The 26,924-nt window shown below is 62.6% G+C and carries 22 protein-coding genes, 1 pseudogene and 1 riboswitch; of the genes and pseudogenes, 13 read left to right on the top strand and 10 right to left on the bottom strand.

Going from position 1 to position 26,924, the window contains the following annotated elements; genetic code table 11:
• The 4 genes and pseudogenes from AC07E3_RS05530 to AC07E3_RS05515 all read right to left on the bottom strand — a co-directional run.
• Positions 1-192 (bottom strand): annotated as a pseudogene (locus AC07E3_RS05530) (signal recognition particle-docking protein FtsY); the annotation flags it as partial.
• 5 nt (positions 193-197) lie between these two features.
• Positions 198-1,481 carry a tRNA (N(6)-L-threonylcarbamoyladenosine(37)-C(2))-methylthiotransferase MtaB gene (gene mtaB / locus AC07E3_RS05525; RefSeq protein WP_478360552.1) on the bottom strand — a complete coding sequence of 428 codons (1,284 nt, stop codon included), beginning with the start codon at positions 1,479-1,481 and terminating at the stop codon, positions 198-200.
• A gap of 1 nt (position 1,482) precedes the next feature.
• A complete protein-coding gene (gene dapF, locus AC07E3_RS05520) occupies positions 1,483-2,364 on the bottom strand; it encodes a diaminopimelate epimerase (protein WP_336070201.1) in 882 nt (293 codons plus the stop codon).
• A 90-nt stretch (positions 2,365-2,454) separates the two neighbouring features.
• Complete coding sequence (locus tag AC07E3_RS05515) at positions 2,455-2,616, bottom strand: DUF1328 family protein (protein WP_007007536.1); 162 nt, start codon at positions 2,614-2,616, stop codon at positions 2,455-2,457.
• Positions 2,617-2,968: 352 nt separating this feature from the next.
• Between AC07E3_RS05515 and AC07E3_RS05510 the strand changes: the two genes are divergently transcribed.
• From AC07E3_RS05510 to lpdA, 9 genes are all read left to right on the top strand, one after another.
• Complete coding sequence (locus AC07E3_RS05510) at positions 2,969-3,502, top strand: protease inhibitor Inh/omp19 family protein (protein WP_065818110.1); 534 nt, start codon at positions 2,969-2,971, stop codon at positions 3,500-3,502.
• Positions 3,503-3,553: 51 nt separating this feature from the next.
• Positions 3,554-4,759, top strand: coding sequence for a cell division protein ZapE (zapE, locus tag AC07E3_RS05505; RefSeq protein WP_336070197.1), 1,206 nt, complete (start codon positions 3,554-3,556; stop codon positions 4,757-4,759).
• 362 nt (positions 4,760-5,121) lie between these two features.
• Complete coding sequence (gene mdh, locus AC07E3_RS05500; RefSeq protein ID WP_007007539.1) at positions 5,122-6,087, top strand: malate dehydrogenase; 966 nt, start codon at positions 5,122-5,124, stop codon at positions 6,085-6,087.
• 13 nt (positions 6,088-6,100) lie between these two features.
• Complete coding sequence (gene sucC / locus AC07E3_RS05495) at positions 6,101-7,297, top strand: ADP-forming succinate--CoA ligase subunit beta (protein ID WP_065818108.1); 1,197 nt, start codon at positions 6,101-6,103, stop codon at positions 7,295-7,297.
• A 6-nt stretch (positions 7,298-7,303) separates the two neighbouring features.
• A complete protein-coding gene (gene sucD / locus AC07E3_RS05490; protein ID WP_007007541.1) occupies positions 7,304-8,206 on the top strand; it encodes a succinate--CoA ligase subunit alpha in 903 nt (300 codons plus the stop codon).
• 134 nt (positions 8,207-8,340) lie between these two features.
• Entirely contained in the window at positions 8,341-11,328 is a 2,988-nt protein-coding gene (locus AC07E3_RS05485; protein WP_336070191.1) for a 2-oxoglutarate dehydrogenase E1 component, read from the top strand.
• Between the two features lie 21 nt (positions 11,329-11,349).
• Positions 11,350-12,891, top strand: a complete 1,542-nt coding sequence (odhB, locus tag AC07E3_RS05480; RefSeq protein WP_478360551.1) for a 2-oxoglutarate dehydrogenase complex dihydrolipoyllysine-residue succinyltransferase — start codon at positions 11,350-11,352, stop codon at positions 12,889-12,891.
• A 68-nt stretch (positions 12,892-12,959) separates the two neighbouring features.
• Positions 12,960-13,715 carry an SDR family oxidoreductase gene (locus AC07E3_RS05475; RefSeq protein ID WP_478360706.1) on the top strand — a complete coding sequence of 252 codons (756 nt, stop codon included), beginning with the start codon at positions 12,960-12,962 and terminating at the stop codon, positions 13,713-13,715.
• Positions 13,716-13,747: 32 nt separating this feature from the next.
• A complete protein-coding gene (lpdA, locus tag AC07E3_RS05470; protein WP_478360550.1) occupies positions 13,748-15,154 on the top strand; it encodes a dihydrolipoyl dehydrogenase in 1,407 nt (468 codons plus the stop codon).
• 56 nt (positions 15,155-15,210) lie between these two features.
• On the opposite strand, the gene AC07E3_RS05465 is transcribed toward lpdA, so the two are convergent.
• The 5 genes from AC07E3_RS05465 to AC07E3_RS05445 form a co-directional block, all read right to left on the bottom strand.
• Positions 15,211-15,414, bottom strand: coding sequence for a hypothetical protein (locus tag AC07E3_RS05465; protein ID WP_336070185.1), 204 nt, complete (start codon positions 15,412-15,414; stop codon positions 15,211-15,213).
• A gap of 73 nt (positions 15,415-15,487) precedes the next feature.
• Positions 15,488-16,561, bottom strand: coding sequence for a TraB/GumN family protein (locus AC07E3_RS05460; protein ID WP_478360549.1), 1,074 nt, complete (start codon positions 16,559-16,561; stop codon positions 15,488-15,490).
• A gap of 67 nt (positions 16,562-16,628) precedes the next feature.
• Positions 16,629-17,570, bottom strand: coding sequence for a tyrosine recombinase XerC (locus AC07E3_RS05455; protein ID WP_336070183.1), 942 nt, complete (start codon positions 17,568-17,570; stop codon positions 16,629-16,631).
• 243 nt (positions 17,571-17,813) lie between these two features.
• On the bottom strand, positions 17,814-19,625 hold the full coding sequence (locus tag AC07E3_RS05450) for an ABC-F family ATP-binding cassette domain-containing protein (RefSeq protein WP_478360548.1): 1,812 nt from the start codon (positions 19,623-19,625) through the stop codon (positions 17,814-17,816).
• A complete protein-coding gene (locus tag AC07E3_RS05445; protein ID WP_478360547.1) occupies positions 19,607-20,275 on the bottom strand; it encodes a thiamine diphosphokinase in 669 nt (222 codons plus the stop codon). The genes AC07E3_RS05450 and AC07E3_RS05445 overlap by 19 nt, the downstream gene beginning before the upstream one ends.
• A gap of 94 nt (positions 20,276-20,369) precedes the next feature.
• A riboswitch (TPP riboswitch) is annotated at positions 20,370-20,483 on the top strand.
• Between the two features lie 37 nt (positions 20,484-20,520).
• Here AC07E3_RS05445 and thiB point away from each other — a divergent pair.
• From thiB to AC07E3_RS05425, 4 genes are all read left to right on the top strand, one after another.
• Entirely contained in the window at positions 20,521-21,525 is a 1,005-nt protein-coding gene (gene thiB, locus AC07E3_RS05440; RefSeq protein ID WP_478360546.1) for a thiamine ABC transporter substrate binding subunit, read from the top strand.
• Between the two features lie 20 nt (positions 21,526-21,545).
• Positions 21,546-23,144 carry a thiamine/thiamine pyrophosphate ABC transporter permease gene (thiP, locus tag AC07E3_RS05435; RefSeq protein WP_478360545.1) on the top strand — a complete coding sequence of 533 codons (1,599 nt, stop codon included), beginning with the start codon at positions 21,546-21,548 and terminating at the stop codon, positions 23,142-23,144.
• The gene (gene thiQ, locus AC07E3_RS05430) at positions 23,141-23,887 is read left to right on the top strand and encodes a thiamine ABC transporter ATP-binding protein (RefSeq protein WP_478360544.1); all 747 of its coding nucleotides are present in this window, start codon (positions 23,141-23,143) and stop codon (positions 23,885-23,887) included. Before thiP ends, thiQ begins: the two co-directional genes overlap by 4 nt.
• 171 nt (positions 23,888-24,058) lie before the next feature.
• Positions 24,059-25,546: a M48 family metalloprotease gene (locus AC07E3_RS05425; protein ID WP_478360543.1), complete on the top strand. Its 1,488-nt coding sequence runs from the start codon at positions 24,059-24,061 to the stop codon at positions 25,544-25,546.
• A 107-nt stretch (positions 25,547-25,653) separates the two neighbouring features.
• Here AC07E3_RS05425 and AC07E3_RS05420 read toward each other — a convergent pair whose 3' ends face one another.
• Positions 25,654-26,511 carry an RNA polymerase factor sigma-32 gene (locus AC07E3_RS05420; protein ID WP_336070170.1) on the bottom strand — a complete coding sequence of 286 codons (858 nt, stop codon included), beginning with the start codon at positions 26,509-26,511 and terminating at the stop codon, positions 25,654-25,656.
• Positions 26,512-26,924 lie beyond the last annotated feature (413 nt).

Below are 26,924 nucleotides of genomic sequence, written 5' to 3'. Positions count from 1 at the left end.
CTCTGGAACGACCTCCGGCGCATCCGGTGCTTCCGTCAAGGGTCCGGACGGTTCGGGAGCAGGAACGGCGTCAGCCGGTTGCGCAGCAGCGGTGGCTTCCGGCGCTTCGGTCTCGGTGGTCTCGTCGGGTGGTGTCTCCTCGGCTTCTTTCTTGCCGAACGAGAAGACCTTCTTGATAAATCCGAATGCCATGCCTGCTACGCTGCTTCCTGTGTGACAGCGACCGCAGTGAGCCGCTCCCCGTCGTGGCCGGTGATCCGCGCCTCGACAATCTGCCCCGGCTGACCGCCTTCAAGCGCGGCCAGCGTGAAACCCTCTGTGCGGCCAAGCCCGGGCCGTTCGATCAAAATGCGCTGACGGGTGCCGTCAAGCGATGCAAGATGCCGCGCATAGGCGGCGTCGCCCACGGCGCGCAGACGCGCGGCGCGCTCCTTCACCAGCGCACGGTCGAGCTGCGGCATACGCGCTGCCGGCGTGCCCTCGCGCGGGCTGAAGGGGAACACGTGGAGATGCGTGAGCCCGCATTCCTCGACGATCTTCAGCGAATTCTCGAACATGGCGTCGGTCTCTGTCGGGAAACCGGCAATAATGTCTGCGCCAAACACCGCGTCGGGCCGGAGCGTGCGCACACGCTCGCAAAATTTAATGGCATCGGCGCGCAGATGGCGGCGCTTCATGCGCTTCAGGATCATGTCGTCGCCATGCTGCAGCGAAAGATGGAGATGCGGCATCAGCCGTTCCTCTTCCGCCAGCGCGCGCATCAGCTCGTCATCCGCCTCAATGGAATCGATGGAGGAAAGACGCAGGCGCTTCAGCTCCGGCACTTCACGCAGAAGCGTGGAAACAAGCCGCCCGAGGCGCGGGCTGCCCGGCAGATCGGCACCGAAGCTCGTCAGGTCCACACCCGTCAGCACCACTTCGCCATAGCCATTGCCGACGAGCTGGCGCACCTGATCCACCACCGCGCCCATGGGCACCGAGCGGGAATTGCCCCGGCCATAGGGAATGATGCAGAAGGTGCAGCGGTGATCGCAGCCATTCTGCACCTGCACGAAGGCGCGGGCGCGGCCCTCGATGGATTCGACCATGTGCGAGGCGGTCTCGCGCACTTCCATGATGTCGTTGACGCGAACCTTCTCGAACTGGTTCACGCCGAAATCCGGCAGGGCGCGGTAATTGTGAGCCTTGAGCTTTTCCTCATTGCCGAGAACCAGATCAACCTCGTCCATGGCGTCGAAAGTGCCCGGCTCCGTCTGTGCGGCGCAGCCGGTGACGATGATGCGGGCATCGGGATTTTCACGACGCGCCTTGCGGATCGCCTGGCGCGCCTGACGCACCGCCTCGCCGGTGACGGCGCAGGTGTTGACGACGACCGCGCCGCCCGCCAGCTCTTCCAGCCCGGCGTCTTTCGCCTCGCGCTTGATGACTTCGGACTCGTAGGCGTTCAGCCGGCAGCCGAATGTCAGAACATCCACCGCCATTTCAGGCCGCTCCCTCGGTCTCGCGCTCCCAGGCCCCGGTGGCGGGGTCGAAGCGACCGGAGAACTCCCACTCGGCGGGGCCGGTCATGATGACGTGATCATCCTCGCGCCAAAGGATATCGAGCGGCCCGCCCGGAACGGTGACCGTCACATGACGGCCCGTGCGCCCGGTTCGCGCGGCAGACACCGCAGCGGCGCAGGCCGCAGAACCGCAGGCGAGCGTAAGCCCAGCCCCGCGTTCCCATGTGCGCAGGTTCAGCGCATTTTCGGCTGTCACCTGTGCGATAGAGATGTTGGCACGTTCCGGGAAGATCGGATGGTTTTCAAGCAGCGGCCCAAAGCGCTCCAGATCGTAGACATTGACGTCTCTCTCAACCCAGAAGATCGCATGGGGGTTGCCCATGGAGGCAACGGAAGGCGAATGCAGCACCGGCGCATCGATGGGCCCCGCCTGCAACTCGATCATGCGCGTATCGCGGAACTCTTCGGCAAGCGGAATGTCCTGCCAGCCAAACCGTGGCTTGCCCATGTCGACCGAGATCAGCCCGTCCTCATGTTCCTCGGCATTGAGGATGCCGGCAACGGTCTGGAAGGTGAAAACCTTCTGCCCCGTTTCGGCGGCGAGCGCCTGCACGACACAGCGTGTGCCATTGCCGCAGGCCTGCGCCTGACTGCCGTCGGAATTGATGATTTCGATATAGTTGTGTGTGCCGGCAACGCGCGGATCATGGACCGCCATGATCTGGTCGAACCGGGTCGCGGGATCAGCGTTGAGCGCACGGGCGGCCTCTGGCGAAACCCGGTCCGCGCGCCCGCGCATGTCGGCAACGATGATCGCATTGCCGAGGCCGTTCATCTTCGCGAATGCTGCCTCAAGCGCCATAGTGGCTCCAAAACCTTGTGTCTCAGGCGCCTATATGGCTGATGAGAGGCAAAATTACCAGACGAACGGCCTCATCAATCAAGTGCGATGTCAGGCTATCGCCACAATACCGAGGACCGCGAGAAGGAAGAGAACCAGAACCACGGCGATCAGAACTTTCGCGCCGGTCATTGCCGCTCCTGCAAGGCTGTTCATACCAAGCAGACCTGCAACAGCCGCGACGATCAGCAGAATGAGAATCCATTTAAGCATTGTTTGCCCTCCTATTGGCGCTGGATCGCCGTGCGTCCATCCGGACACACAAAGGACGATCGAAACTATAAATGAGCATCGGAATAATCCGAAAACCGGATTCCACTTTCGGTCCGATGCTCTGACGCCGGTTGAAAAGCTTCAACGCCAAAAGCGGTTCCCCGGTTCCAGTGCACCCGCCGAACACCGCTCAGGAGTGTTGCCAATAAGAAACAGTCACGGACCCATGTTGCTGAAACCGGTTCTTAACCATGGCTGGGCTGTTATAATTGCAAAAGTTCGCCACGATCTGGCGCTTCAAATGGAACTCATTTGTATTTCAGTGCATTGGACGCTGTAACGGAGAGACGGCATGCCACACAACAAGTTTGCAATTCTGGCTGTAACGCTTCTGGCTGCGGGCCTGGCCGGCTGTCAGAGCGACCGCTTCTCGCCGATGGCCACGCGGGCCCCTGACCCGCTGCCCTCCGCGCCCTCCGGCACGGTGACGTCGAACCAGCTCCCGCCCCCGTCGAGCCCGACCGCAAATCCGTCGCAGTTCCCTGAAGCGCCCCAGCAGGAAACGCAGGTCGCAGCCCTTGATCCGAACGCGGCTGCCAATGCACCCGACGTTTCAACCGGAGCCGTTGCCGGCGTCTGGAGCGTAAACGTCGCCGGCCAGTCGTGCCGGGTTGCCACGCCGCAGACCAAGTTTGGTTCCGGCTACCGCGCCGGCCCGCTGCGCTGCCCCGCTCCCATCGATGGCGTGAAATCGTGGAATGTCGAAGGCAAGCAGCTTGCCTTTTACGATGCGAATGGCAGCGTGCTCGCACGCCTTTATTCGTCCGGCGCAGGCCGCTTCGACGGCCAGACCACATCGGGCCAGCCCATTTCGCTGTCGCGCTGACCCTCGACCACCAACATCATTCGGCCGAACGGCCAAGCGTGAAAGCCTGACATGACATTGCGTGACGGACTCGTAACCCATCCTTCCGTCACGCAGCGCTATGGCCACATGGTCGAGACAGGCAGGATCGCGCACGATCCCGCACAGGAGAGGATCGCAGCGGCGCTGGACCGGCTGATCGCCGACATCAGCGACAAGCGCCTGGCGCGCAAGTCGAGCGCGCTCGGCTGGCTGTTTGCCAAGCGCAACAAGACGCGGGAGCCGGTACGCGGGCTTTATGTTCATGGCGGCGTGGGGCGCGGCAAGACCATGCTCATGGACCTCTTTCACGAACTGGTCCCGGTCGAGCACAAGCGCCGCGCGCATTTCAACGACTTCATGGCGGACGTGCATGACCGTATCGGCCGGCACCGTGCGGCGCTGAAGGCAGGCGAGACGCAGGAAACCGACCCGATCCCGCCCGTGGCGGCGGCGCTGGCGAAGGAAGCATGGGTTCTGTGCTTCGACGAATTCACCGTGACGGACATTGCCGACGCGATGATACTCTCACGCCTTTTCTCGGCACTGTTCGACCAGGGCGTCGTGCTGGTTGCCACCTCCAACGTCGCGCCGGACGATCTCTACCGCGATGGGCTCAACCGCGGTCTGTTTCTGCCCTTCGTCGGCATTCTCAAGCAGCATACCCGCATTCTGGAACTGGACATCGACACCGACTACCGGATGCGAAAGCTCAACCGCATTCCCGTCTATATGACACCAGACGATGCCTCGGCCAAAGAGCAGATGGACGAGGCCTGGGAGACGGTGGTGGATGGTCGCCCCGTCGAACCCGCCGCGCTGACCGTCAAGGGCCGCACCGTGCCCGTGCCGCAGGCATCAGGCTCAGCCGCCCGCTTCTCCTTCTCCGATCTCTGTGAAAAACCGCTCGGCGCGCGAGATTATCTGGCTATTGCCGGCGCGTTCGACACGATCTTCATCGACCATGTTCCGACCATGGACCTGCGGCGGCGCAACGAAGCGAAACGCTTCATTCTTCTCATCGACACGCTCTACGATGCCGAGGCGCGGCTGTTCCTGTCCGCAGAAGCTGCCCCCGATGCGCTCTATACGGCCGCAAACGGCACGGAAGCCTTCGAATTCGACCGCACGGTCTCCCGCCTCATCGAGATGCAGAGCCGGGACTGGCTGGATCGCACAGGCGCACGAAACGAAGAAAAATCCGCTCCGGCGGGAGAACGGGCAGGACAGGCGGGCTGATGCCGCCACCCCACTCCCCCGGAGAGCTGCCCAAACCACCACAGGCGCCCGCGAGTCTCTCGTCTTTGCACAATATTGAGGCAAAATTCTTACTTTTACGTAAGTCCACAAATGTCTAAACGATTGAAATTCCTGACCGTGTAAGAACCGGTTGAATTTTCCTGCCAGTATGCTTATTCCAAAGAGGCTTATGAAGCGGGCCACGCCACGGATTTGCCGCGCCTTTCGTTGAAGGAGTGCGGCGGGATGTGGGCCCGAATGCATCGGTGTGACACGACACAGGCAAAACGCGACGCGCGGATTTTTCTTCACACATCCATCTCACCACCTATCCTTTCGACACAAGGGGGAATTCTAACCACATGGCACGCGACAAGATCGCTCTCATCGGCTCCGGCATGATCGGTGGAACGCTCGCACATCTGGCGGGCTTGAAGGAACTGGGCGATGTCGTCCTGTTCGACATTGCCGAGGGCATCCCCCAGGGCAAGGGACTGGACATCGCCGAATCCTCGCCGGTCGAGGGCTTCGACGCCAAAATGGTTGGCGCCAACGACTATGCGGCCATTGAAGGCGCGGATGTCTGCATCGTCACCGCCGGCGTCGCCCGCAAGCCGGGCATGAGCCGCGACGACCTGCTGGGCATCAACCTGAAGGTCATGGAGCAGGTCGGCGCGGGCATCAAGAAATACGCCCCCAACGCTTTCGTCATCTGCATCACCAACCCGCTCGACGCCATGGTCTGGGCGCTGCAGAAGTTCTCCGGCCTGCCGAAGAGCCACGTGGTCGGCATGGCCGGCGTGCTGGACTCCGCCCGTTTCCGCTATTTCCTCTCGGAAGAGTTCAAGGTCTCCGTCGAAGACGTGACGGCTTTCGTTCTCGGCGGCCACGGCGATTCCATGGTTCCGCTGACGCGCTACTCCACCGTTGCCGGCATTCCGATCCCGGATCTGGTGAAGATGGGCTGGACCTCCAAGGAAAAGATCGACGAGATCGTGCAGCGTACCCGTGACGGCGGCGCAGAGATCGTCGGCCTTCTGAAGACCGGTTCCGCCTATTACGCCCCGGCTTCGTCGGCCATCGCCATGGCGGAGAGCTACCTGAAAGACAAGAAGCGTGTCCTGCCCTGCGCGGCACATCTTGCCGGCCAGTATGGCGTCAAGGATATGTATGTGGGCGTGCCCACGGTTATCGGCGCCGGCGGTGTCGAGCGCGTCATCGAGATCGATCTCAACAAGTCTGAGCAGAAGATGTTCGAACAGTCCGTGGAGGCCGTTGCCGGTCTTTGCGAGGCCTGCGCCAACATCGCGCCCAACCTGAAGAAGTAGGAGTAGGCCTCCAATGAACATTCACGAGTATCAAGCCAAGCAGCTTCTGAAGAGCTATGGCGCACCGGTGGCCGATGGCGTACCGGTGTTTGAGAAGGGCGAAGCCGAAGCTGCTGCGAAAAAGCTTCCCGGACCGCTCTATGTGGTGAAAAGCCAGATCCACGCCGGCGGACGCGGCAAGGGCAAGTTCACCGAACTCGGCCCTGACGCAAAGGGCGGCGTGCGGCTTGCGAAGAGCGTTGAGGAAGTTGTCGCGCACACCAACGAGATGCTGGGCAACACGCTCGTCACCAAGCAGACCGGCCCGGCCGGCAAGCAGGTGAACCGCCTCTACATCGAGGATGGTGCGGACATCGACCGCGAGCTCTACCTCTCGATCCTCATCGACCGCACGGTCGGCCGTCCGGCTTTCGTCGTTTCGACGGAAGGCGGCATGGACATCGAGGCTGTCGCCGAAGAGACCCCGGAGAAGATCCTCACGCTCGCCATCGACCCGGAGACGGGCGTGACGGCCGACGACGTGAAGAAGCTCAACGAGGCGTTGAAGCTCGAGGGCGATGCGGCGAAGGACGGCGAGACGCTGTTCCCGATCCTCTACAAGGCCTTCACCGAGAAGGACATGAGCCTTCTGGAAGTGAACCCGCTGATCGTCATGGAAAACGGCCGCCTGCGCGTCCTCGACGCCAAGGTCTCCTTCGACGGCAACGCGCTGTTCCGTCACGAGGACGTGGTTGCCCTGCGCGACACGACCGAGGAAGACGAAAAGGAAATCGAGGCTTCCAAATACGACCTCGCCTATGTCGCTCTCGACGGCAATATCGGCTGCATGGTCAACGGCGCCGGTCTTGCGATGGCCACGATGGACATCATCAAGCTCTACGGAGCCGAGCCTGCCAACTTCCTCGACGTTGGTGGCGGCGCCACCAAGGAGAAGGTGACGGCAGCGTTCAAGATCATCACCGCCGATCCGGCAGTGGAAGGCATTCTGGTCAACATCTTCGGCGGCATCATGCGCTGCGACGTCATCGCTGAAGGCGTTGTCGCTGCCGTCAAGGAAGTGGGCCTGAAGGTTCCGCTGGTGGTTCGCCTCGAAGGCACCAATGTCGATCTTGGCAAGAAGATCATCAACGAAAGCGGTCTCAACGTGATCGCCGCCGATGATCTCGACGACGCCGCCAAGAAGATCGTTGCAGCCGTTAAGGGAAGCTGAGCCAAGATGTCCATTCTCGTCAACAAAGACACCAAGGTTCTCGTTCAGGGCCTGACCGGCAAGACCGGAACCTTCCACACCGAGCAGGCGCTCGCCTATCACGGCACGCAGATGGTCGGCGGCATTCACCCCAAGAAGGGCGGCTCCACCTGGACCGGCCAGGGCGGTGAAGAACTCCCGATCTTCGCATCCGTTGCCGAAGGCAAGGACAAGACCGGCGCGAATGCGTCCGTGATCTACGTTCCGCCGGCAGGCGCAGGCGCGGCCATCATCGAGGCCATCGAGGCGGAAATCCCGCTCATCGTCTGCATCACGGAAGGCATTCCGGTGATGGACATGGTCCACGTGAAGGCGAAGCTAGAGAAGTCGAACTCGCGCCTGATCGGCCCGAACTGCCCCGGCGTGCTGACGCCGAACGAGTGCAAAATCGGCATCATGCCGGGCAACATCTTCCAGAAGGGTTCCGTCGGTATCCTTTCGCGCTCGGGCACACTGACCTATGAAGCCGTGTTCCAGACCACCAATGAAGGTCTCGGCCAGTCGACCGCAGTCGGCATTGGCGGCGATCCCGTCAAGGGCACCGAGTTCATCGACGTGCTGGAGATGTTCCTTGCCGACGACGAGACGAAGTCCATCGTGATGATCGGTGAGATCGGCGGTTCGGCGGAAGAGGAAGCTGCCGAGTTCCTGCGCGACGAGGCCAAAAAGGGTCGCAAGAAGCCGATGGCCGGCTTCATCGCGGGCCGCACCGCCCCTCCCGGACGCACCATGGGCCACGCAGGCGCCGTGATTTCCGGCGGCAAGGGTGGCGCAGAAGACAAGATCGCGGCGATGGAAGCAGCCGGCATCAAGGTTTCGCCCTCCCCGGCGCGCCTTGGCCAGACGCTCGTCGAAGCGATCAAGGGTTAGTTAAAGGTGAATAGGGAGTAGCGAATAGCGAATAGATTCATTGGGCGGCGCGATGATCGTGCTTCCCCTACTCGCTACTCGCTATTCGCTACTCGCCCATGCAAGGAGCCGGAACGCGGGTTCCGGAAATCAACATGGCACGGCAAGATCAGGCCAACGACCAGATGTCGCTCACCTCGTTCCTGTATGGTGGCAACGCCGCCTATATCGAGGAACTCTACGCCAGCTATCAGGACAATCCGGCTTCCGTCAGCGAAGACTGGCGCGATTTCTTCGGCGCGCTCAAGGATGATGCCGCCGATGTGAAGAAGAACGCCGCCGGTGCGTCCTGGAAAAAGAAAAATTGGCCGCAGGCCGCCAATGGCGAGCTTGTCTCCGCGCTCGATGGCGACTGGGGCGCGGTCGAAAAACACTTCGACGGCAAGATCAAGGAAAAGGCTGCGAAGGCCGGGGCCAAGCTCTCTCCCGAAGAGACACTGCAGGCAACCCGCGATTCCGTTCGCGCCATCATGATGATCCGCGCCTACCGCATGCGCGGCCATCTGCATGCCGACCTTGACCCGCTGGGCATTGCCAAGCCGCTGGAAGATTACAACGAGCTGTCGCCGGAAGCCTACGGTTTCACCGAGGCAGATTACGACCGCCCGATCTTCATCGACCATGTGCTCGGGCTGGAGACGGCCACAATCCGCCAGATGCTCGACATTCTGAAGCGGACCTATTGCTCGACGCTGGGCGTCGAGTTCATGCACATCTCCAACCCGGCCGAAAAGGCGTGGATCCAGGAGCGCATCGAAGGACCCGACAAGGGTGTCGAATTCACCGCCAACGGCAAAAAGGCGATCCTGCAGAAGCTGATCGAGGCCGAAGGCTTCGAGCAGTTCATCGACGTCAAGTACAAGGGCACCAAGCGCTTCGGCCTCGACGGCGGTGAAGCGCTGATCCCGGCGCTCGAACAGATCATCAAGCGCGGCGGCCAGATGGGCCTGAAGGAAATCGTTCTCGGCATGGCCCACCGCGGCCGCCTGAACGTGCTTTCCCAGGTCATGGAAAAACCGCACCGCGCCATCTTCCACGAGTTCAAGGGCGGCTCCTTCGCCCCCGACGACGTGGAAGGTTCGGGTGACGTGAAATACCATCTCGGCGCCTCCTCCGACCGCGCCTTCGATGGCAACAATGTCCACCTGTCACTGACAGCGAACCCCTCGCATCTGGAAATCGTCAATCCGGTGGTGATGGGCAAGGCCCGCGCCAAACAGGACCAGGTGTTCGGCCGCAAGCGCGAGGAAGTGGTGCCTCCGGAAGAGCGCGCCCGTGTCATGCCGCTGCTGCTGCATGGCGATGCCGCCTTTGCCGGCCAGGGCGTCGTGGCCGAGTGCTTCGGTCTTTCGGGCCTGCGCGGTCACCGCGTTGCCGGCACCGTGCACTTCATCATCAACAACCAGATCGGCTTCACGACCAATCCGCGTTTCTCGCGCTCCTCGCCCTATCCTTCCGATGTGGCGAAGATGATCGAAGCGCCGATCTTCCACGTGAATGGCGACGACCCGGAAGCGGTGGTCTATGCGGCGAAGGTTGCGACCGAATTCCGCATGACCTTCCACAAGCCGGTGGTCATCGACATGTTCTGCTACCGCCGCTACGGCCACAATGAGGGCGACGAGCCGGCATTCACCCAACCGATCATGTATCGCAAGATCCGCAAGCACACGACGACGAGCGAGATCTACGCGAAAAAGATGCTCGAAGAAGGTCTGGTCACCGAGGCTGACATCGAGAAGATGCGCGCCGACTGGCGCTCGCACCTTGAAGCCGAGTTCGAAGCCGGGCAGGCCTACAGGCCCAACAAGGCCGACTGGCTGGACGGTGTCTGGTCAGGTCTGAAGAAGGCCGATCACGCCGACGAGCAGCGCCGTGGCAAGACTGCGGTTCCAGTCAAGACGCTCAAGGAAATCGGCAAAAAACTGACCGAGACCCCGGAGGATTTCGAGGCGCACCGCACGATCCAGCGCTTCCTGAAAAACCGCAAGACGATGATCGACGAAGGCGCCGGCATCGACTGGGCAACGGCCGAGGCACTTGCCTTCGGCTCGATCCTTCTCGAAGGCAACCCGGTTCGCCTCTCCGGACAGGACTCCGAGCGCGGCACCTTCTCGCAGCGCCACTCGGTGCTCTATGACCAGCGCGACGAGAACCGCTACATCCCGCTCAACAATCTGGGGCCGCAGCAGGCCTATTACGAAGTCATCAACTCGATGCTTTCGGAAGAAGCCGTTCTCGGCTTCGAATACGGCTTCTCGCTCGCCGAACCGCGTGCGCTGACGCTGTGGGAAGCTCAGTTCGGCGACTTCGCCAATGGCGCGCAGGTGGTGTTCGACCAGTTCATCTCCTCAGGCGAGCGCAAGTGGCTCAGAATGTCGGGCCTCGTCTGCCTGCTGCCGCACGGCTATGAGGGTCAGGGTCCGGAGCACTCCTCCGCCCGCCTCGAACGGTGGCTGCAGATGTGCGCCGAGGACAACATGCAGGTCGCCTACTGCTCGACGCCTGCGAACTACTTCCACATCCTGCGCCGCCAGTTGAAGCGCGACTTCCGCAAGCCGCTCATCCTGATGACGCCGAAATCTCTGCTGCGTCACAAGCGTTGCGTCTCGACGCTCGCCGAGCTTTCGGGCGAAAGCGCCTTCCACCGTCTCCTGTGGGACGATGCGGAGCATCTGGACGGCGAGAAGATCAAGCTGGTCAAGGATTCGAAGATCCGCCGCGTCGTCATGTGTTCCGGCAAGGTCTATTACGACCTTTACGAAGAGCGCGAGAAACGCGGCATCGACGACGTCTATCTCCTGCGTGTCGAGCAGCTTTACCCGTTCCCGGCCAAGGCTTTGATCAACGAGCTTTCGCGCTTCAAGAATGCGGAGATGGTGTGGTGCCAGGAAGAGCCCAAGAACATGGGCGCCTGGTCCTTCATCGACCCGTATCTGGAGTGGGTTCTGCAGCACATCGAGGCCAAGAACACGCGCGTGCGCTACACCGGCCGTCCGGCCGCGGCATCGCCCGCAACCGGCCTTATGTCGAAGCATCTGGCGCAGCTCGAGGCTTTCCTCGAAGACGCGCTCGGCGAATAGAACGCGACGGAGAAAAACGACATGGCGACCGAGATTCGGGTTCCCACACTGGGCGAGTCCGTGACCGAGGCAACCATCGCCCGCTGGATGAAATCGGTGGGCGACACGATCGCCACCGACGAGCCACTCGTTGAGCTGGAAACCGACAAGGTTTCCATTGAAGTGCCCGCGCCCGCTGCCGGCACACTCGATGAGATCACCGTCAAGGAAGGCGAAACCGTCGAAGTCGGCGCGCTCCTCGGCATGATTGCCGCGGGCGATGGCGCCGGCAAAGCAAAACCAGAAACCAGTCAGGCCGGCGAAAGCTCGTCCGGTACCAAAGAAACCCAGGAGGCAACCATGGCCGGCGGCGGAAAAATCGTCGAGGTGAATGTTCCATCGGCGGGCGAGTCCGTCACCGAAGCCCAGGTCGGCGAGATCTACAAGAAGGTTGGCGACGCGGTGAAAACCGACGAAGCTCTTCTCGAGCTCGAGACCGACAAGGCAGCCCAGGAAGTGATGTCGCCGGTTGACGGCGTGATCACCGAGATGGTGGTTGCATCGGGCGACGAGGTCGAAGTCGGCGCGCTTCTCCTGCGCATCGAACAGGGAGCCTCTGCCGGCGCAGCAGCGCCCAAGGCCGACAAGCCGGCCGAGAAGGACGCCCCCGCGGCGAAGAAGGATGACGATGGCGGACGTCCGCCCGCACCCTCCGCACAGAAGATGATGACTGAAAAGGGCATGAAGGCGTCTGACGTTGCCGGTTCCGGCAAGGATGGCCAGGTGCTTAAGGGCGACGTGCTGGCGGCCATCGAAGGCGGCGCTCCAAGCTCTCCGGCTGAAAAGCCCAAAGCAGCCCGCCCCGCCTCTCCGGCAGAGGATGAGAGCCGCGAAGAGCGTGTGAAGATGACGCGTCTGCGTCAGACCATCGCGCGCCGCCTCAAGGACGCGCAGCACACTGCCGCCATGCTCACCACCTTCAACGAGGTGGATATGACCGCGGTCATGGAGATGCGCAAGAAGTACAAGGAGCTCTTCGAAAAGAAGCATGGCGTCAAGCTTGGCTTCATGGGCTTCTTCACCAAGGCGGTGTGCCATGCGCTGAAGGAAATCCCGGCTGTGAATGCCGAGATCGACGGCACGGACATCATCTACAAGAACTTCTGCCATATCGGCGTAGCGGTCGGCACCGACCGTGGTCTCGTCGTGCCGGTGGTGCGCGATGCCGACCAGATGTCGATCGCCGAGGTGGAGAAGGAAATCGGTCGTCTGGGTCTCGCGGCCCGCGACGGAAAGCTCTCCATGGCCGACATGCAGGGCGGCACCTTCACCATCTCAAATGGCGGTGTCTATGGCTCGCTGATGTCGACGCCGATCCTGAACGCCCCGCAGTCGGGCATTCTGGGCATGCACAAGATCCAGGAGCGGCCCATGGTGGTCGGCGGCCAGATCGTCATCCGCCCGATGATGTATCTCGCGCTCTCCTACGATCACCGCATCGTGGACGGCAAGGAAGCCGTGACCTTCCTCGTGCGCATTAAGGATGTGCTTGAGGATCCCGAACGTCTGGTCCTCGACCTCTAGAAAACGGCGGGGCGCGGTAGGCGGATGCCTTCCACGCCCTCGTCCATCCGGCGAGATCGGGAATGACAATGATGCAGGCAGCGAAAACACTTCTGGTGACAGGCGGAAGCCGCGGCATCGGCGCTGCGATCTGCCGGCTTGCCGCAGATGCGGGCTACCGCGTCGCGGTCAACTATGTCGCCAACCCTGACGCAGCCGAAACGGTCGTCCGCGACATCGAACAGGCAGGTGGCGAAGCCTTTGCCGTCAAGGCCGACATGGCCGAGGAAAACGAAATCCTGGCCATGTTCGAGGCCGTTGACCGGCGCTTTGGGCGGCTTGATGCACTCGTCAACAATGCGGGCATTGTCGACCGCAAGGCGCGCGTCGACGAAATGGACCTCGCCCGGTTCGAGCGCATGATGCGCATCAATGTGATCGGCACGATGCTGTGCGCCCGCGAGGCGGTCAGGCGCATGTCGACACGCCATGGCGGCAAGGGCGGCGCCATCGTCAACATCTCGTCCATCGCCGCCGTGCTCGGCTCGGCTGGCGAATATGTCGACTACGCAGCCTCCAAGGCAGCGGTCGACACCTTCACCATGGGGCTTGCACGTGAGGTCGCGGAAGAAGGCATCCGCGTCAATGCGGTGCGGCCCGGCATCACCGACACCGAAATCCACGCCTCCGGCGGCCAGCCGGACAGGGCGCAGCGGCTTTCGGGTCTGATCCCAATGAAAAGGCCTGGCACGGCAGAGGAAATCGCCCGCGCCGCGCTCTGGCTTCTCTCCGATGAGGCGTCCTACTCCACGGGCGCCATTCTCAATGTCAGCGGCGGTCGATAGCCGACGCAACGGAATTCAGGAAAGGCACGAACATGTCCTATGATCTCGTCGTGATCGGCACCGGACCCGGCGGCTATGTCTGCGCCATCAAGGCGGCCCAGCTCGGCCTAAAGACAGCTGTTGTCGAGAAGCTCTCCACCCATGGCGGCACCTGCGTCAATGTCGGCTGCATACCCTCCAAGGCGCTGCTGCACGCCACGGAAATGTTCGCGGAAGCCGGCCATGGCCTTGCCGATCTCGGCGTTGAGGTGAGCAAACCCAAGCTCAACCTCAAGAAGATGATGGAGCATCGCGTCAAGACGGTCGAGCAGAACACCAAGGGCCTCGACTTCCTGATGAAGAAGAACAAGATCGATGTCCTTCGCGGCTTTGGCAGCATTGCCGGCAAGGGCAAGGTCAGCGTGAAGGGCGACGACGGCAAGGAACAGACCGTGGAGACGAAGAACATCGTCATCGCCACGGGTTCCGACGTCGCCGGCATTCCCGGCGTCGACGTGAAGTTCGACGAGAAGGTGATCGTCTCCTCCACCGGCGCTCTGGAGCTTTCCAAGGTCCCTGAGCACATGGTGGTTGTCGGTGGCGGCGTGATCGGGCTGGAGCTCGGCTCCGTCTGGGCCCGCCTTGGCGCCAGGGTGACCGTGGTCGAATATCTCGACACCATTCTCGGCGGCATGGACGGCGAGGTCGCCAAGCAGTTCCAGCGCATGCTTGCCAAGCAGGGCTTCGAGTTCAAGCTCGGCGCCAAGGTCACGGATGTGGCCAAGGCCGGCAAGGGCGCAAAGGTGACCTTTGAGCCGGCAAAGGGCGGTGATGCGGAAACCGTCGAAGCAGATGTGGTTCTGATCGCCACCGGCCGCAAGCCTTACACGGAAGGCCTCGGCCTGGACGCGGTGGGCGTGGAGCTGGATGAGCGCGGCCGTGTAAAGACCGACGGGCATTTCAAGACGAATGTCGATGGCATCTACGCCATCGGCGACGTGATCGCCGGTCCGATGCTCGCGCACAAGGCCGAGGATGAAGGCGTCGCCGTGGCCGAGATCCTCGCCGGACAGGCCGGGCACGTGAACTATGATGTGATCCCCGGCGTGGTCTACACCAGCCCGGAAGTCGCCTCCGTCGGCAAGACCGAAGAAGAGCTGAAAAAGGCCGGCGTGGAATACAACGCCGGCAAATTCCCCTTCTCGGCCAACGGTCGCGCCCGCTCCATGCTCAAGACGGACGGCTTCGTGAAGGTGCTCGCCGACAAGAAGACGGATCGCGTGCTGGGCGTTCATATCGTCGGCTTCGGCGCCGGCGAAATGATCCACGAGGCAGCGGTTCTGATGGAGTTCGGCGGCTCGTCGGAAGACCTCGCCCGCACCTGCCACGCGCACCCCACCATGTCGGAAACGGTCAAGGAAGCGGCTCTCGCCACCTTCGCCAAGCCGATCCACATGTGATCCGACAGGAATTTACAGACAACAGGGCCCCGGCGCGAAAGCTTCGGGGCCTTTTTCTATCCGCCGTCGCCCATTGGTACACTGTCGGAGACGGTGCCGGACGTCCCGGTGACGTCCTCGCCGAAAAAGCCGCTTCCTGAAATCGCCATGAAAGCGAGGATCACGATCGCCGCTCCAACGGCGCCAATCACAAAACCCCGCGTTCCCTCCGAACCGGCAGAACGATGTTGGGGTTTCTTTTTTTTGTTTTCGTCCTGCATGACAGAGCTCCAAATGACGCTCCCCAACGCCATTGGAAAGATAACATGCAATTAGTTAGCCGGAACCCCAAATTTACCGGACACCCTCAACGGTATAACCGTCCGCACGCAGGAGTTCGATGAGCCCTTCCTCACCGGGCAGATGCAGTGCCCCGACGGCGATGAAGGCGCTGCCTTCATTCAGAATAGGCCGCGCCCGTTCGGCCATCGTGCCGTTGCGCGCTTTGACCATGGCCTGATCGAAGGCGGCGTAATCCCCTGATGCACCCTGCTGCTCGGGGATCGCGACGCGGATCAGCGGCCAGAACATGCCGGTCTCGCCTTCGGCATAGAGCGACACCATGGTTTCCATCACGTCGTTCAGGCCGTCACCAAGCGCCAGCGTCTCTACCAGGCCGCGCACATGCATTTCCATGGGCAGGGAGGCCATGGCGTCCAGTTGCTCAACCGCCGTCTCAAGACCGAGAAGCTCTTTGCCGGCATTCTGAGCATCCTCTGCCAGCTTAAGATCCAGGATCGGCATACCCGCTTCCTTGCGCTCGATCTCGCAAACCGGCAGCGCCACCAGCGAGATCAGCATCCAGGGCTTCATCTTCTTGACGCTGGCAAACGGAATGCCGCGCGCCTTGAGCGCATCCGCCACCGCCTGACGCTCCGCCTCATCGAGGTGATCGCCAAGCGTCTCCTTGCCCGTGAACATCATCAGGTCCGGCCGTTTGAACATCGCCGCAGCCATCTTCGACTGATCGAGAATGTCGGTGGTCTCGATAACGACACGCTCCGCCCCGTCGAAAGCCTCGCGGGCATCCCTGGGGAGCGTGACCACGCGCGGGTCGCTCATATGCATGGTGCCGAAAAGATAAGAGGGCTCAATGCCCTCCTTCTCGACCCGCCAAAGGAGTCCGCTGCCATTCGGCGTCTCCGCCGCCTGTCGTCGCACCTCTTCAAGCGCGGCCGGGTTCTCTGCGGCGAGTTCCGTCAGGAGGTTTGTGCCCGAACAGACAATCTCATCCGCCTTTGCCGGCTTTGCCATTAACAGGCCGAGGACCAGCGCCAGCAGCAGGAAAAGCGGAAAGGCAGCAGCGCACAGAAAAAGGCGGTCAACAAACCGCTCGGTCGCGGTGGTGGCTTTTGCATGCGTTTTCATGGCGCCACGCTAGCGGCAAATCCCGGCGAAACCGTTAATCCGCCACCACAAATTGCGAGCAATGGCTTCAGGCCCGCGGATGGGCGGCATCGTAGATTTCGAGAAGCCGCGCCGTGTCCACGCCCGTATAGACCTGCGTCGTGGAGAGGCTCGCATGGCCCAGAAGCTCCTGGATCGCGCGCAGATCGCCGCCGCGCCCAAGAAGATGCGTGGCAAAGGAATGCCTGAGCGCATGCGGCGTTGCCGTCTCCGGCAGGTTGAGCGCGGAGCGCATACGCTTCATCTCGCGCTGAATGATGGCCGGTTGCAAAGCGCCGCCACGCGCGCCGCGAAAGAGCGGCCCGTCAGCCTCCAGATGGTAAGGGCAAAGGCGCTGATACTCGGCGACCGCCTCGGCGGATACCGGCAGCACCGGCACAAGCCGTGTCTTGCCGCCCTTGCCGGTGATCCTGAGCGCGCCCTGGCGCAGTTCCCCGACCTGACCGCCCAGAAGCCCCAGCGCCTCCGAAATGCGAAGCCCGGCTCCATAAAGCAGCGTGAAGACGGCTGCATTCCGCGCCGCGATCCACGGTTCCTCGGCAAGCTGCCCCTCGCCCGAGGCGACCTTGCGCGCATCGGCGGCCGTCAGTGGCTTGGGCAGCCCGCGCGGCGCACGCGGCGCCTTCAGCGCAGCCGCAGCCGCCGCGTTCACCAGCCCCCGACGCTCCAGATAACGCAGAAACGAGCGAACCCCGGCAAGCCCGCGCCCGAGCGTGCGGGCTCCCGCGCCCCCGCCGCGCCGAAAGGCCAGAAAGGCGCGCAGGTCCGCCGGGCGCAGCTCGGCGATGTCGGAGAGACCCGGTGCCTCGCCGCAATGCCCTGTGAGAAACTGCAGAAACTGCCGCGTGTCGCGCTCATAGGCATCGACGGTCAGCGCCGAAAGACGCCGCTCATCGGCCAGCGAGGCAAGCCACCTGGTACGGGCCTTCTGGAGGTCGGGCTTTGCGGAAATGAGGAAATCCTGGTCCATACGCGGCATTCTGAACCAGTCTGGTTAGCGAGCGGTGAAGGCGGGCGAATGACGGCTTCCTTCTCCCCGCCTGCTGGGAGAAGGTCCCGGCAGGGGGATGAGGGGTTGGCGCTCACGCCGCGCTTGTAAAACTCTCGCGTATCGCGGTTTCACAGAACATGGTGCTCGCCCCTCATCCTCACCTTCTCCCCGCCTGCGGGGAGAAGGGGGCTTTGAAGTCGGCGTCCAAAGAAGCAAGGGCTGCTATGCGCCCTCGACCTCCTCGCGCAGCATTTCAAGTTCCAGCCACTCTTCTTCCATCTTCTCACGGCTGGCGCGCGCGGTGTCCAGCTCTTTGGAAAAGCGCTGAAACGCGGCTGCATCGCGCGTGTAGAGGTTCGGATCGGCGAGTTTCTCTTCCAATGCCGCGATCTCATCCGCCAGCTCATCAATCTTCTTGGGCAGTGTCTCCAGCGCAAACTTCTGCTTGTAGGAGAGCTTCTTGGCAGCCGATTTGGAGCCGCCCGCATTGCCGACGGGCTTCGCCTTCTGCTGCTCGGCGCCGCGCGCCTTGCGCCGCTCCAGCTCCTCGCCCTTGCGCTGCGCCATCATGTCGGAATAACCGCCCGCATACTCAATCCAGCGGCCATCGCCAGCAGGCGCAATGGTGCTCGTCACCGTACGGTCGAGGAAATCGCGGTCATGGCTGACGAGCAGCACCGTGCCGGGAAAGTCCTCGACAAGCTCCTGCAGAAGGTCGAGCGTCTCCATATCGAGATCGTTTGTCGGCTCATCGAGAACCAGCAGATTGGCCGGCCGTGCGAGGAGCCTGGCCAGAACCAGCCGCGCGCGTTCACCGCCCGAAAGCTCGCGGATCGGCGTGCGCGCCTGCTCCGGTTTGAACAAGAAGTCCTTCATGTAGGAAACGACGTGCCGCTCCTGCCCGTTGACGACGACGCTGTCGCCGCGCCCGTCGGTCAGGAAGTGAGAAAGCGTCTCCTGTGGATCGAGCGCGCGTTTCTGGTCCAGAATGGCGATTTCCAGATTGGCACCGAGCCGCAGCGATCCCTCATCGGGCTCAAGCTTGCCTGTCAAAAGGTTGATAAGCGTCGTTTTGCCGGCGCCATTGGGCCCGACAAGACCAACCCGGTCGCCACGCAGAATGCGCGTGGAGAAGTCCTTGACCACCTGCAGTCCGTCATAGGATTTGGCGAGCCCCTTCGCCTCGATGACGAGCTTGCCGGATTCGGCAGCATCACTGGCCGCCATGGTCGCCACGCCTTCTGCGCCGCGGTGGCTGCGGTGTTTTTCACGCAGCGCCTGCAACTCTCCCAGACGGCGCACATTGCGCTTGCGGCGCGCGGTCACGCCATAGCGCAGCCAGTGCTCTTCACGCTCTATCTTGCGGGCGAGCTTGTGCTGCTCGCGCTCTTCCTCTTCGAGCACCTGATCGCGCCAGTCCTCGAAATGGGCGAACCCCTTGTCGAGCCGCCGCGTCACACCCCGATCGAGCCACACGGTTGCGCGGCTTACCTTCTCCAGAAATCGGCGGTCATGCGAGATGGTGACCAAAGCGGAAGAGGTCCGTTGCAACTCTTCCTCAAGCCACTCGATGGTGGCGAGGTCGAGATGGTTTGTCGGCTCATCGAGCAGTAGCAGATCCGGCTCCGGTGCAAGCACGCGGGCCAGTGCCGCACGGCGCGCCTCGCCGCCAGAAAGCGTCGCCGGGTCTTCATCGCCCGTGAGCCCCAGCCGGTCGATGACAAGCGCCACCCGGTTGATGTCGTCGGCAGGCCCAAGCCCCGCCTCCACATAGGCGCGCACGGTCGCGAACCCCTGCCAGTCGGGCGTCTGCGGCAGATAACGTATGGTTGCTGTCGGCTGGCGGAAGATCTCGCCATCCTGCGGCTCCACGAACCCGGCGGCAATCTTCAACAGTGTTGATTTGCCGGAGCCATTGCGTCCCACCAGCGCAAGCCGCTCGCCGGGGCCGACCATCAGCGAGGCACCGGCCAACAGCGGCGTGCCACCGAACGTTAGACGAATATCATCCAGCTTTAAAAGGGGCGGCGCCATGGTTCAGCGTTCTCCGTATTCAGTAGATGCGCCATAAAAAGCGCCCGGCCCTTCATGAGCGTGATGGAAAGGCCGCCATCCGCTACATTGGAAAGCGTCAGCGATGATCCGAAGGGCACCTCGACGGCATCGAGCGGCCATTTCGCGCCTTCGACCGTGAGGCCGGAAAGCTCCGAAAAGCCGAGGATCGAAAACAGTGTGCCATCAGCATAGGCGAAGCTGTGGCGCCGCCCCGGGATGAGCGGCACGCCTTCCTGATGCCCGCTCGTCAGCTTTGCGGCAATGCCGCGTTCGGAGAGCTGCAATGCCTGAGCGAAATGCAGGAACATGTGGTCGGCCCGTTCGCCTCCGAAGGCACCGGCCAGCAAAAGGCTTGTCGCCCCGGCCTCCAGAGCTGCCGCAATCGCGATCTCGCCGTCGGTCTTGTCCTTCTCGGAGGGGAAGGTGCGGCGCGCCACGTCGGCATAGGCATCCTCAAACCCGTCGGGCACGGAATCGAAGTCCCCCACCCAGAGCTCGGGTTTGACGCCGAGAAGCGCAGCATGGCGCATGCCCGAATCCGCTGCGATGATACGGCTGTCGGCGATTTCGGCATCGAGGGCCGGTGTCCGGGTGAGGTCTCCGCCAAGGAGAAGGGTAAATCGGCTCATGGGCGAGGCCCATATCATGCCGGCGGGCCAGCGCCAACGGCGTTTGCACCATCCAACCCCCTTGCGGAGCTGCGCGCCGCGCCCTATTTTCCCGGTCGCTCTAACGGGGTGCCGGCGCATTGTCGGCTGAGAGGCTTGGGAAGAACCCAACCAACCCGCGGAACCTGATCCGGTTGATACCGGCGGAGGGATTAGACGCTTTTCATTCAGCGCCTCATTCCCAGACCAGAAAAGAGGAGGCGCAGATGCGCACCACCACCCTGCTTTCCACTCTGGCGCTCGGCGCGCTGGCCCTTTCCGGCCAGGCATTCGCCCAGGAAAAGCTCACGGTGTACACCTATGAGAGTTTCACGTCCGACTGGGGCCCAAGCCCACAGGTGGAAAAGGCGTTTGAGGCGGAATGCGGTTGCGACGTGGAATTCGTTTCGGTCGCCGATGGCGTGGCACTGCTCAACCGTGTCCGGCTTGAGGGTGCATCCACCAGGGCCGACATCGTGCTTGGCCTTGACAACAACCTGATCCATGAGGCGCAGGACACCGGCCTCTTCGCGCCCCATGGCATCGACATGGCGAAAGTGAGCGTGCCGGGTGGCTTTGAGAACGATACATTCGTGCCCTTCGACTATGGCTATTTCGCTTTCGTCTACGACACCGAAGCCATCGAGATGCCGCCGGCAAGTCTGAAGGAACTGGTGGAGGCCGAGGGTGATCTGAAGATCGCCATTCAGGACCCGCGCACCTCCACGCCGGGGCTTGGTCTTCTGCTCTGGGTCAAGGCCGTCTATGGCGACGAGGCGGCCACCGCCTGGAGCCGGCTGCAGGACAAGGTGCTGACGGTGACGCCCGGCTGGAGCGAGGCTTATGGACTGTTCACCAGCGGTGAGGTTCCCATGGTGCTCTCCTACACCACCTCGCCCGCCTATCACCGCATCGCCGAGGACACCGAGCGCTACAAGGCAGCCAGCTTCGCGGAAGGCCACTACCTGCAGGTGGAAGTGGCGGCACAGACGGTTGCGGGCGCGAAGAATCCGCTGGCGCAGAAATTCCTCGCCTTCATGACCGGTCCCGGCTTTCAGGACGCCATTCCCGAAACCAACTGGATGTTCCCTGCCGGAGAAATATCCGACCCGCTGAACCCGGTCTTCGATGACCTTGTGAAACCGGAAAAGACGCTCGAATTTTCACCTGAGGAGGTTGCAAAGAACCGCAGGGCCTGGGTCGATGAGTGGCTTTCGGTGATGAGCCGCTGATCATCCCGCACGCGCCCGCCATGGACAGACGCACAACAGCGGGGCGCCTCGCGCTAACCGCCATCGGCCTGCTGATCGGCGGGGCCTTCATCGGTCTCGCCGTGGAGGCAGAAAGCCAGGGTGCCGGCGCGCTGGATGCGTTCGATGCATGGCTTCTGCGCATTGCCCGTTTCACGCTCTGGCAGGCGCTGCTGTCGACACTGCTTTCTGTATTACCAGCGATCCTTCTGGCGCGTGCGCTGGCACGGCACCCGGCCTTTCCGGGACGTGCCTTCATCCTGCGCCTGTTCGCCGTGCCGCTTGCGCTACCGGCCATCGTGGCCGCCCTCGGTGTTCTTGCGCTCTATGGCCGCGCGGGCTTCTTTGCACCGTTCCTGTCGGTCGCCTTCAACGAGCACTGGCCCGGCATCTATGGCCTCTCGGGCATTCTGGTCGCCCATGTCTTCTTCAACCTGCCGCTCGCAACGCGGCTCTTCCTGAACGCGCTTGAAAGCGTGCCGGCAGACCAGTGGCGTCTTGCGGCCCAGCTTGGCATGGGCGCGCGCGCCTCGTTCCGGTTTCTCGAATGGCCGGCCATGCGCGCTGCCCTGCCCGGCATCGCCGGGCTCGTCTTCATGCTATGCGTCACATCCTTCACCATCGTCTTGCTGCTTGGCGGCGGGCCGCGCGCCACCACGCTGGAAGTGGCGATCTATCAGGCGCTGCGCTTCGACTTCGACCCCGCGCGCGCACTGGTGCTCACTCTCATTCAGGTAGCGCTGGCAGGCAGTATCGTGCTGGCTATGAGCCGTCTCGGCGCTTCCTTCAGCGGCGACGCGAACCTGCCTGTCGCCCCCCGCCGGATCGTCTGGCACACGCCCGCCGAAACCGGTCTTAACGCGACCCTCATCCTCATCGGCCTGTTCTTCGTCGCCGGTCCGATGGGTGCGACCGTGATTGCGGGCCTCAGGGCCGATCTCGGGCGCCTTGCGACCGAAAGCGCGGTCTTCTCCGCCACGACGACCAGCCTTGTCTTCGCGGGCCTTTCGTCGCTTCTCTGCCTCATCCTGTCACTGGCGCTGGTCGCCGCCCGGCGCGCGCTGGAAATGAAGCGCGGCGCCCTGCCCGCATCCCTGCTGGAGCGCGCAACGGACAGCGGCGCCGCCATGGTGCTCATCGTCCCGCCGCTGGTCATCGGCGCGGGCTGGTTTATTCTCCTGCGTCATGTGGGCAATGTCTTCGCCTTCGCGCCGGTCATGGTCGTCACGGTCAATGCGGTGATGGCAATGCCCTTCGCCATACGCGCCATCCGCCCGGCTTATGATGCCGCGAGCGCCCGTCATGAAAGGCTGTGTCTGTCGCTCGGCATCACCGGCTGGATCCGGCTGCGCCTTGTCGACTGGCCGGCGCTCAAACGCCCCGCCGCCACCGCACTCGCCTTTGCCGCGGCCCTTTCGCTGGGCGATCTCGGCGTCATCGCCCTGTTCGGCTCCGATCAGGTGCAGACCCTGCCCTATCTCCTGCTGCAGCGCATGGGCAGCTACCGCACGGCGGATGCCGCCGGCATTGCCCTTTTCCTCGGGCTCCTCTGCCTGGGATTGATGTTTATCGCCGACTATCTCGGCAGGGAGAAAAGATGACCAGAACCGACACCGGGAACGGCGCGGAGATCACGCTCGACAGGCTGCGTTTTGCCTATCCCGGCGCAGGCTCAATGGCGTTCGACGCGACCATCGCTGCGTCAGACATCGTCGCCGTCATGGGCCCGAGCGGCTCGGGCAAGTCGACCCTGCTCAGCCTGATTGCCGGCTTTGAGCGACCCGCATCGGGCCGCATCCTCATCGATGGCGAGGATGTCTCTGCGCTTACTCCCCACCGCCGGCCGGTCTCCATGGTGTTTCAGGAGAACAATCTCTTCGCGCATCTCACCGTGGCGCAGAATGTGGGGCTCGGCCGCTCACCCTCTCTGAAACTGACGGAAGAAGACCGCGCGGCCGTCTCGGACGCTCTTGCCAGAACCGGCCTCGCCGGCAAGGAAGACCGGCTGCCGCAGGCGCTTTCGGGCGGCGAGCGCCAGCGTGTGGCACTTGCCCGCGTTCTGATTCGCAAACGTCCGGTTCTCCTGATGGACGAACCCTTCGCCTCGCTTGGACCGGCGCTGCGCGACGAAATGCTCGCGCTCATAGCCGCGCTGCACGCAGAGCAGAAAATGACGGTCCTCATGGCCACGCACGATCCGCGCGATGCGGAGCGGCTCTGCAAAACCATGATCTTCGTGGAAGATGGAAGGATCTCGGCGACGGGCACAACCGGGGCGTTTGTTTCAGGCACCGCTTCGGAAGCCTTCAACCGCTATATAGGCGCACGCCGGGAAATCAATTAAGCTCCAAGAAATGGATTCCCCTTTTGCAGCTTATACGCTAGACCGTGCCCCGGATGGGACATGATGAAATGCTGAGGGAACCAAACGCGTGACTCGCACATTAATGCCGGTCATGCTTTGGACAAGATCAACCGGAAGGACATTCACCTGTCCAATCGAGCGCCCGCTACCATGAACTTCCTGCCGTCCGCGCGTTCCTTGCCGCGCAAAACTGTCCTGGCCCTGACGCTCACCGCGCTCCTGTCCGGTTGCCAGATGATTCCGACCGACACAGGCAGCTTCATGCCCTCGTCCAACCCGGTCACGGTGGACACGGTAACGCGCGGCAACCGCCTGGCGCGCCTTGCCCGCCAGCAGCATCCGCGCATCCTGCAGACTTATGGCGGCGAATATTCCGATCCGAAACTCGAGCGCATGGTGGCCAAGGTCGTCGGCTCGCTCACGCTCGACGAACAGAACACCGGCGCCGCTTACAGGATCACCATCCTCAACTCGCCGAACGTCAATGCGTTCGCCCTGCCCGGTGGCTACCTCTACGTCACACGCGGCCTTCTCGCGCTCGCCAACGACTCGGCGGAGCTTGCTGCCGTGCTCGCGCATGAGATGGCGCATGTGACCGCCAATCACGGCATCGAGCGGCAGAAGCTCGAAGCGGAAGAAAAATTCGCGTCGAAAGTGGTCAATGAAGTGGTTGGCGGGCGCGATCAGGCAGCGCAGGCCGCTCTGGTGCGCGGCAAGCTCCGGCTTGCACAGTTCTCCCGCAATCAGGAGCTTGAAGCCGACCGTATCGGCATCCGCACCACCTCCCATGCGGGGTATGACGCTTTCGCGGCGGCACGTTTCCTTCAGGCGATGGACGCCTATCAGGGCTTTCGCAGCGTCAGCGGCGCGACTGACGCCAGCCTCGACTTTCTGGCCAGCCACCCCAATGCGCCGCGCCGTATCGAACTCGCACAGCGCCATGCCCGAGAATTGCAACAGCCGGACGCGGCAGGCAAGCGCGACCGCGACTCCTTCCTCGCCGGCATTGACGGGATGATCTATGGCGATTCGCCGGAAGAGGGCTTTGTGCGCGGACGCGACTTTCTGCATCCGGGCCTTGGCGTCGCTTTCCGCGTCCCCCAGGGGTTCGTCATCGACAATTCCGCCAAGGCGGTCACCGCTGTCGGGCCCGACGACATCGCGGTCCGTTTCGATGGCGCAACGGTGCCCCAGGGCACATCCCTGTCCGACTATCTGACCAGCGGCTGGGTGGCCGGGCTGGAACCCGAGACCATCCGCACGCTTACCATCAATGGCTACCCGGCTGCGAAAGGCCGCGCCAGCGCCGACGGCTGGCAGTTCGACGTGACGGTGATCCGCTCCGGCGGGCAGGTTTATCGCCTGCTGACAGCCGCGCCGGCGACGAGCGGTGATCTTGAAAGGGTCGCCGATTCGGTCAGCCAGAGCTTCCGTGTTCTCGACCAGACCGAGCGTGCGGCCCTCAAGCCCCTGCGCATTCGCGTGGTTACGGTTCAGCCCGGCGAAACACTGGGTTCGCTGGCCGCGCAGATGCGCGGCGTCGATCGGAAAGTCGAACTGTTCCGCCTCCTGAACGCGCTCAGCCCCGGCGCCACGCCGTCAACGGGGACCAGGGTGAAGATCGTCACCGACCAGTAGTAGCACAGCAATATTGTGCTCCCCGCCTGTTTGGGAACTCGCGGCTAGAGCATCGGACCGAAAAGTGGAATCCGGTTTCCGGATTATTCCGATGCTCTATCAATAGTTTAGGTCGTACCACCTGCAAGCGCGGGATGTTCGCGCGCAAGCACGCTGCGCAGCTTCTCAATCGCCCTGCTCTCGATCTGGCGGACGCGCTCCTTCGATATTCCGAGCGCCGTGCCAAGCGCCTCCAGCGTGGCCCCCTCATCCGACAGGCGACGCTCGCGGATGATCTTCAGTTCGCGTTTATCGAGAACATCGAGCGCATCGGCGAGCCAGAGCGCCCGCCGTTCGCCGTCGATCATGTGCTCAACCGTTTCGTCGATTGGATCGTCATCGGAGGGAATAAACTCCATCCGCTCTGCGGACGCGTCCCCTTCATCGCGCATCGGGGCGTTGAGGGAAAGATCGGGACCGGAAAGTCTTGCATCCATCATGGCCACGTCTGCCGGCGACACACCGAGAAGCCGGGCCGCTTCTTCGTGGATTTCGCTGGAGGTTCCCATGCTCTTCTGCAGCTTCGCCCGCAGCCGGCGAAACTTGAAGAACAGCGCCTTCTGCGCAGAACTCGTTCCGCCGCGCACGATGGACCAGTTGCGAAGAACATAGTCCTGCATCGAGGCGCGTATCCACCAGGTTGCATATGTCGAGAAGCGCACGCCGCGCTCCGGGTCAAAGCGCGCCGCAGCTTCCAGAAGGCCGATATGGCCTTCCTGAATGAGATCGGCCACCGGTAATCCGAAGTTCCGGAAGCGGGCGGCCATGGCAATAACCAGCCGCATATGGGCCACGGTTAACTGGTGAAGCGCCTGCTGATCGTGCTTCCTGTACCAGCGCTTCGCCAGATCCTGTTCTTCTTCCAGCGCCAGATACGGCGCCTTCATGGCACTTTCAATCAGTTTGCGTTCCGCCCGGTCTTGCATGATGCACTCCCGCGTTAATGGCCCGCCCCTTAAACAAAGGTTTCGCGGGCCTCCAAGCCCAAACGCACCAGCTCTGGCCAATGCGCGGTTCGTTCTGTCAGAGCGTCGTTGACGCACCGTCCGAACAAGCGCGGCCACGCCAATGGCGGATATCCCGCAAACCCCGACAAGAGCCGTCACAAGGCTTCGCAAACTGCGGTGATCTCGACCGAAGCAACGAGACATCACCTAAAGTAACGAGTCGGAAACAGGAAAAGTTCCAGCAGCGGCAAAATTGAAGCCGGCAACAAAAAACCCGGCTGAAGCCAGCCGGGTTCAGACTGCTGACAAACCCCTGGCATTTGCCGGGGGTTTTTGATTCACTGGGTCATGTTGAAGACACCGGCCCCCGAACAGACAGCGCTCGAGATGGT

Source organism: Nitratireductor lacus, assembly GCF_056431025.1.
Note: the sequence above shows the minus strand (reverse complement) of the source record. Positions and strands in the feature narration are given on the sequence as shown.

Excerpts from the sequence above, each read along its gene's own strand:
- mtaB (WP_478360552.1), bottom strand. The coding sequence starts at position 1,481 with ATGGCGGTGGATGTTCTGACATTCGGCTGCCGGCTGAACGCCTACGAG.
- dapF (WP_336070201.1), bottom strand. The coding sequence starts at position 2,364 with ATGGCGCTTGAGGCAGCATTCGCGAAGATGAACGGCCTCGGCAATGCG.
- AC07E3_RS05515 (WP_007007536.1), bottom strand. The coding sequence starts at position 2,616 with ATGCTTAAATGGATTCTCATTCTGCTGATCGTCGCGGCTGTTGCAGGT.
- AC07E3_RS05510 (WP_065818110.1), top strand. The coding sequence starts at position 2,969 with ATGCCACACAACAAGTTTGCAATTCTGGCTGTAACGCTTCTGGCTGCG.
- zapE (WP_336070197.1), top strand. The coding sequence starts at position 3,554 with ATGACATTGCGTGACGGACTCGTAACCCATCCTTCCGTCACGCAGCGC.
- mdh (WP_007007539.1), top strand. The coding sequence starts at position 5,122 with ATGGCACGCGACAAGATCGCTCTCATCGGCTCCGGCATGATCGGTGGA.
- sucC (WP_065818108.1), top strand. The coding sequence starts at position 6,101 with ATGAACATTCACGAGTATCAAGCCAAGCAGCTTCTGAAGAGCTATGGC.
- sucD (WP_007007541.1), top strand. The coding sequence starts at position 7,304 with ATGTCCATTCTCGTCAACAAAGACACCAAGGTTCTCGTTCAGGGCCTG.
- AC07E3_RS05485 (WP_336070191.1), top strand. The coding sequence starts at position 8,341 with ATGGCACGGCAAGATCAGGCCAACGACCAGATGTCGCTCACCTCGTTC.
- odhB (WP_478360551.1), top strand. The coding sequence starts at position 11,350 with ATGGCGACCGAGATTCGGGTTCCCACACTGGGCGAGTCCGTGACCGAG.
- AC07E3_RS05475 (WP_478360706.1), top strand. The coding sequence starts at position 12,960 with ATGATGCAGGCAGCGAAAACACTTCTGGTGACAGGCGGAAGCCGCGGC.
- lpdA (WP_478360550.1), top strand. The coding sequence starts at position 13,748 with ATGTCCTATGATCTCGTCGTGATCGGCACCGGACCCGGCGGCTATGTC.
- AC07E3_RS05465 (WP_336070185.1), bottom strand. The coding sequence starts at position 15,414 with ATGCAGGACGAAAACAAAAAAAAGAAACCCCAACATCGTTCTGCCGGT.
- AC07E3_RS05460 (WP_478360549.1), bottom strand. The coding sequence starts at position 16,561 with ATGAAAACGCATGCAAAAGCCACCACCGCGACCGAGCGGTTTGTTGAC.
- AC07E3_RS05455 (WP_336070183.1), bottom strand. The coding sequence starts at position 17,570 with ATGGACCAGGATTTCCTCATTTCCGCAAAGCCCGACCTCCAGAAGGCC.
- AC07E3_RS05450 (WP_478360548.1), bottom strand. The coding sequence starts at position 19,625 with ATGGCGCCGCCCCTTTTAAAGCTGGATGATATTCGTCTAACGTTCGGT.
- AC07E3_RS05445 (WP_478360547.1), bottom strand. The coding sequence starts at position 20,275 with ATGAGCCGATTTACCCTTCTCCTTGGCGGAGACCTCACCCGGACACCG.
- thiB (WP_478360546.1), top strand. The coding sequence starts at position 20,521 with ATGCGCACCACCACCCTGCTTTCCACTCTGGCGCTCGGCGCGCTGGCC.
- thiP (WP_478360545.1), top strand. The coding sequence starts at position 21,546 with ATGGACAGACGCACAACAGCGGGGCGCCTCGCGCTAACCGCCATCGGC.
- thiQ (WP_478360544.1), top strand. The coding sequence starts at position 23,141 with ATGACCAGAACCGACACCGGGAACGGCGCGGAGATCACGCTCGACAGG.
- AC07E3_RS05425 (WP_478360543.1), top strand. The coding sequence starts at position 24,059 with ATGAACTTCCTGCCGTCCGCGCGTTCCTTGCCGCGCAAAACTGTCCTG.
- AC07E3_RS05420 (WP_336070170.1), bottom strand. The coding sequence starts at position 26,511 with ATGCAAGACCGGGCGGAACGCAAACTGATTGAAAGTGCCATGAAGGCG.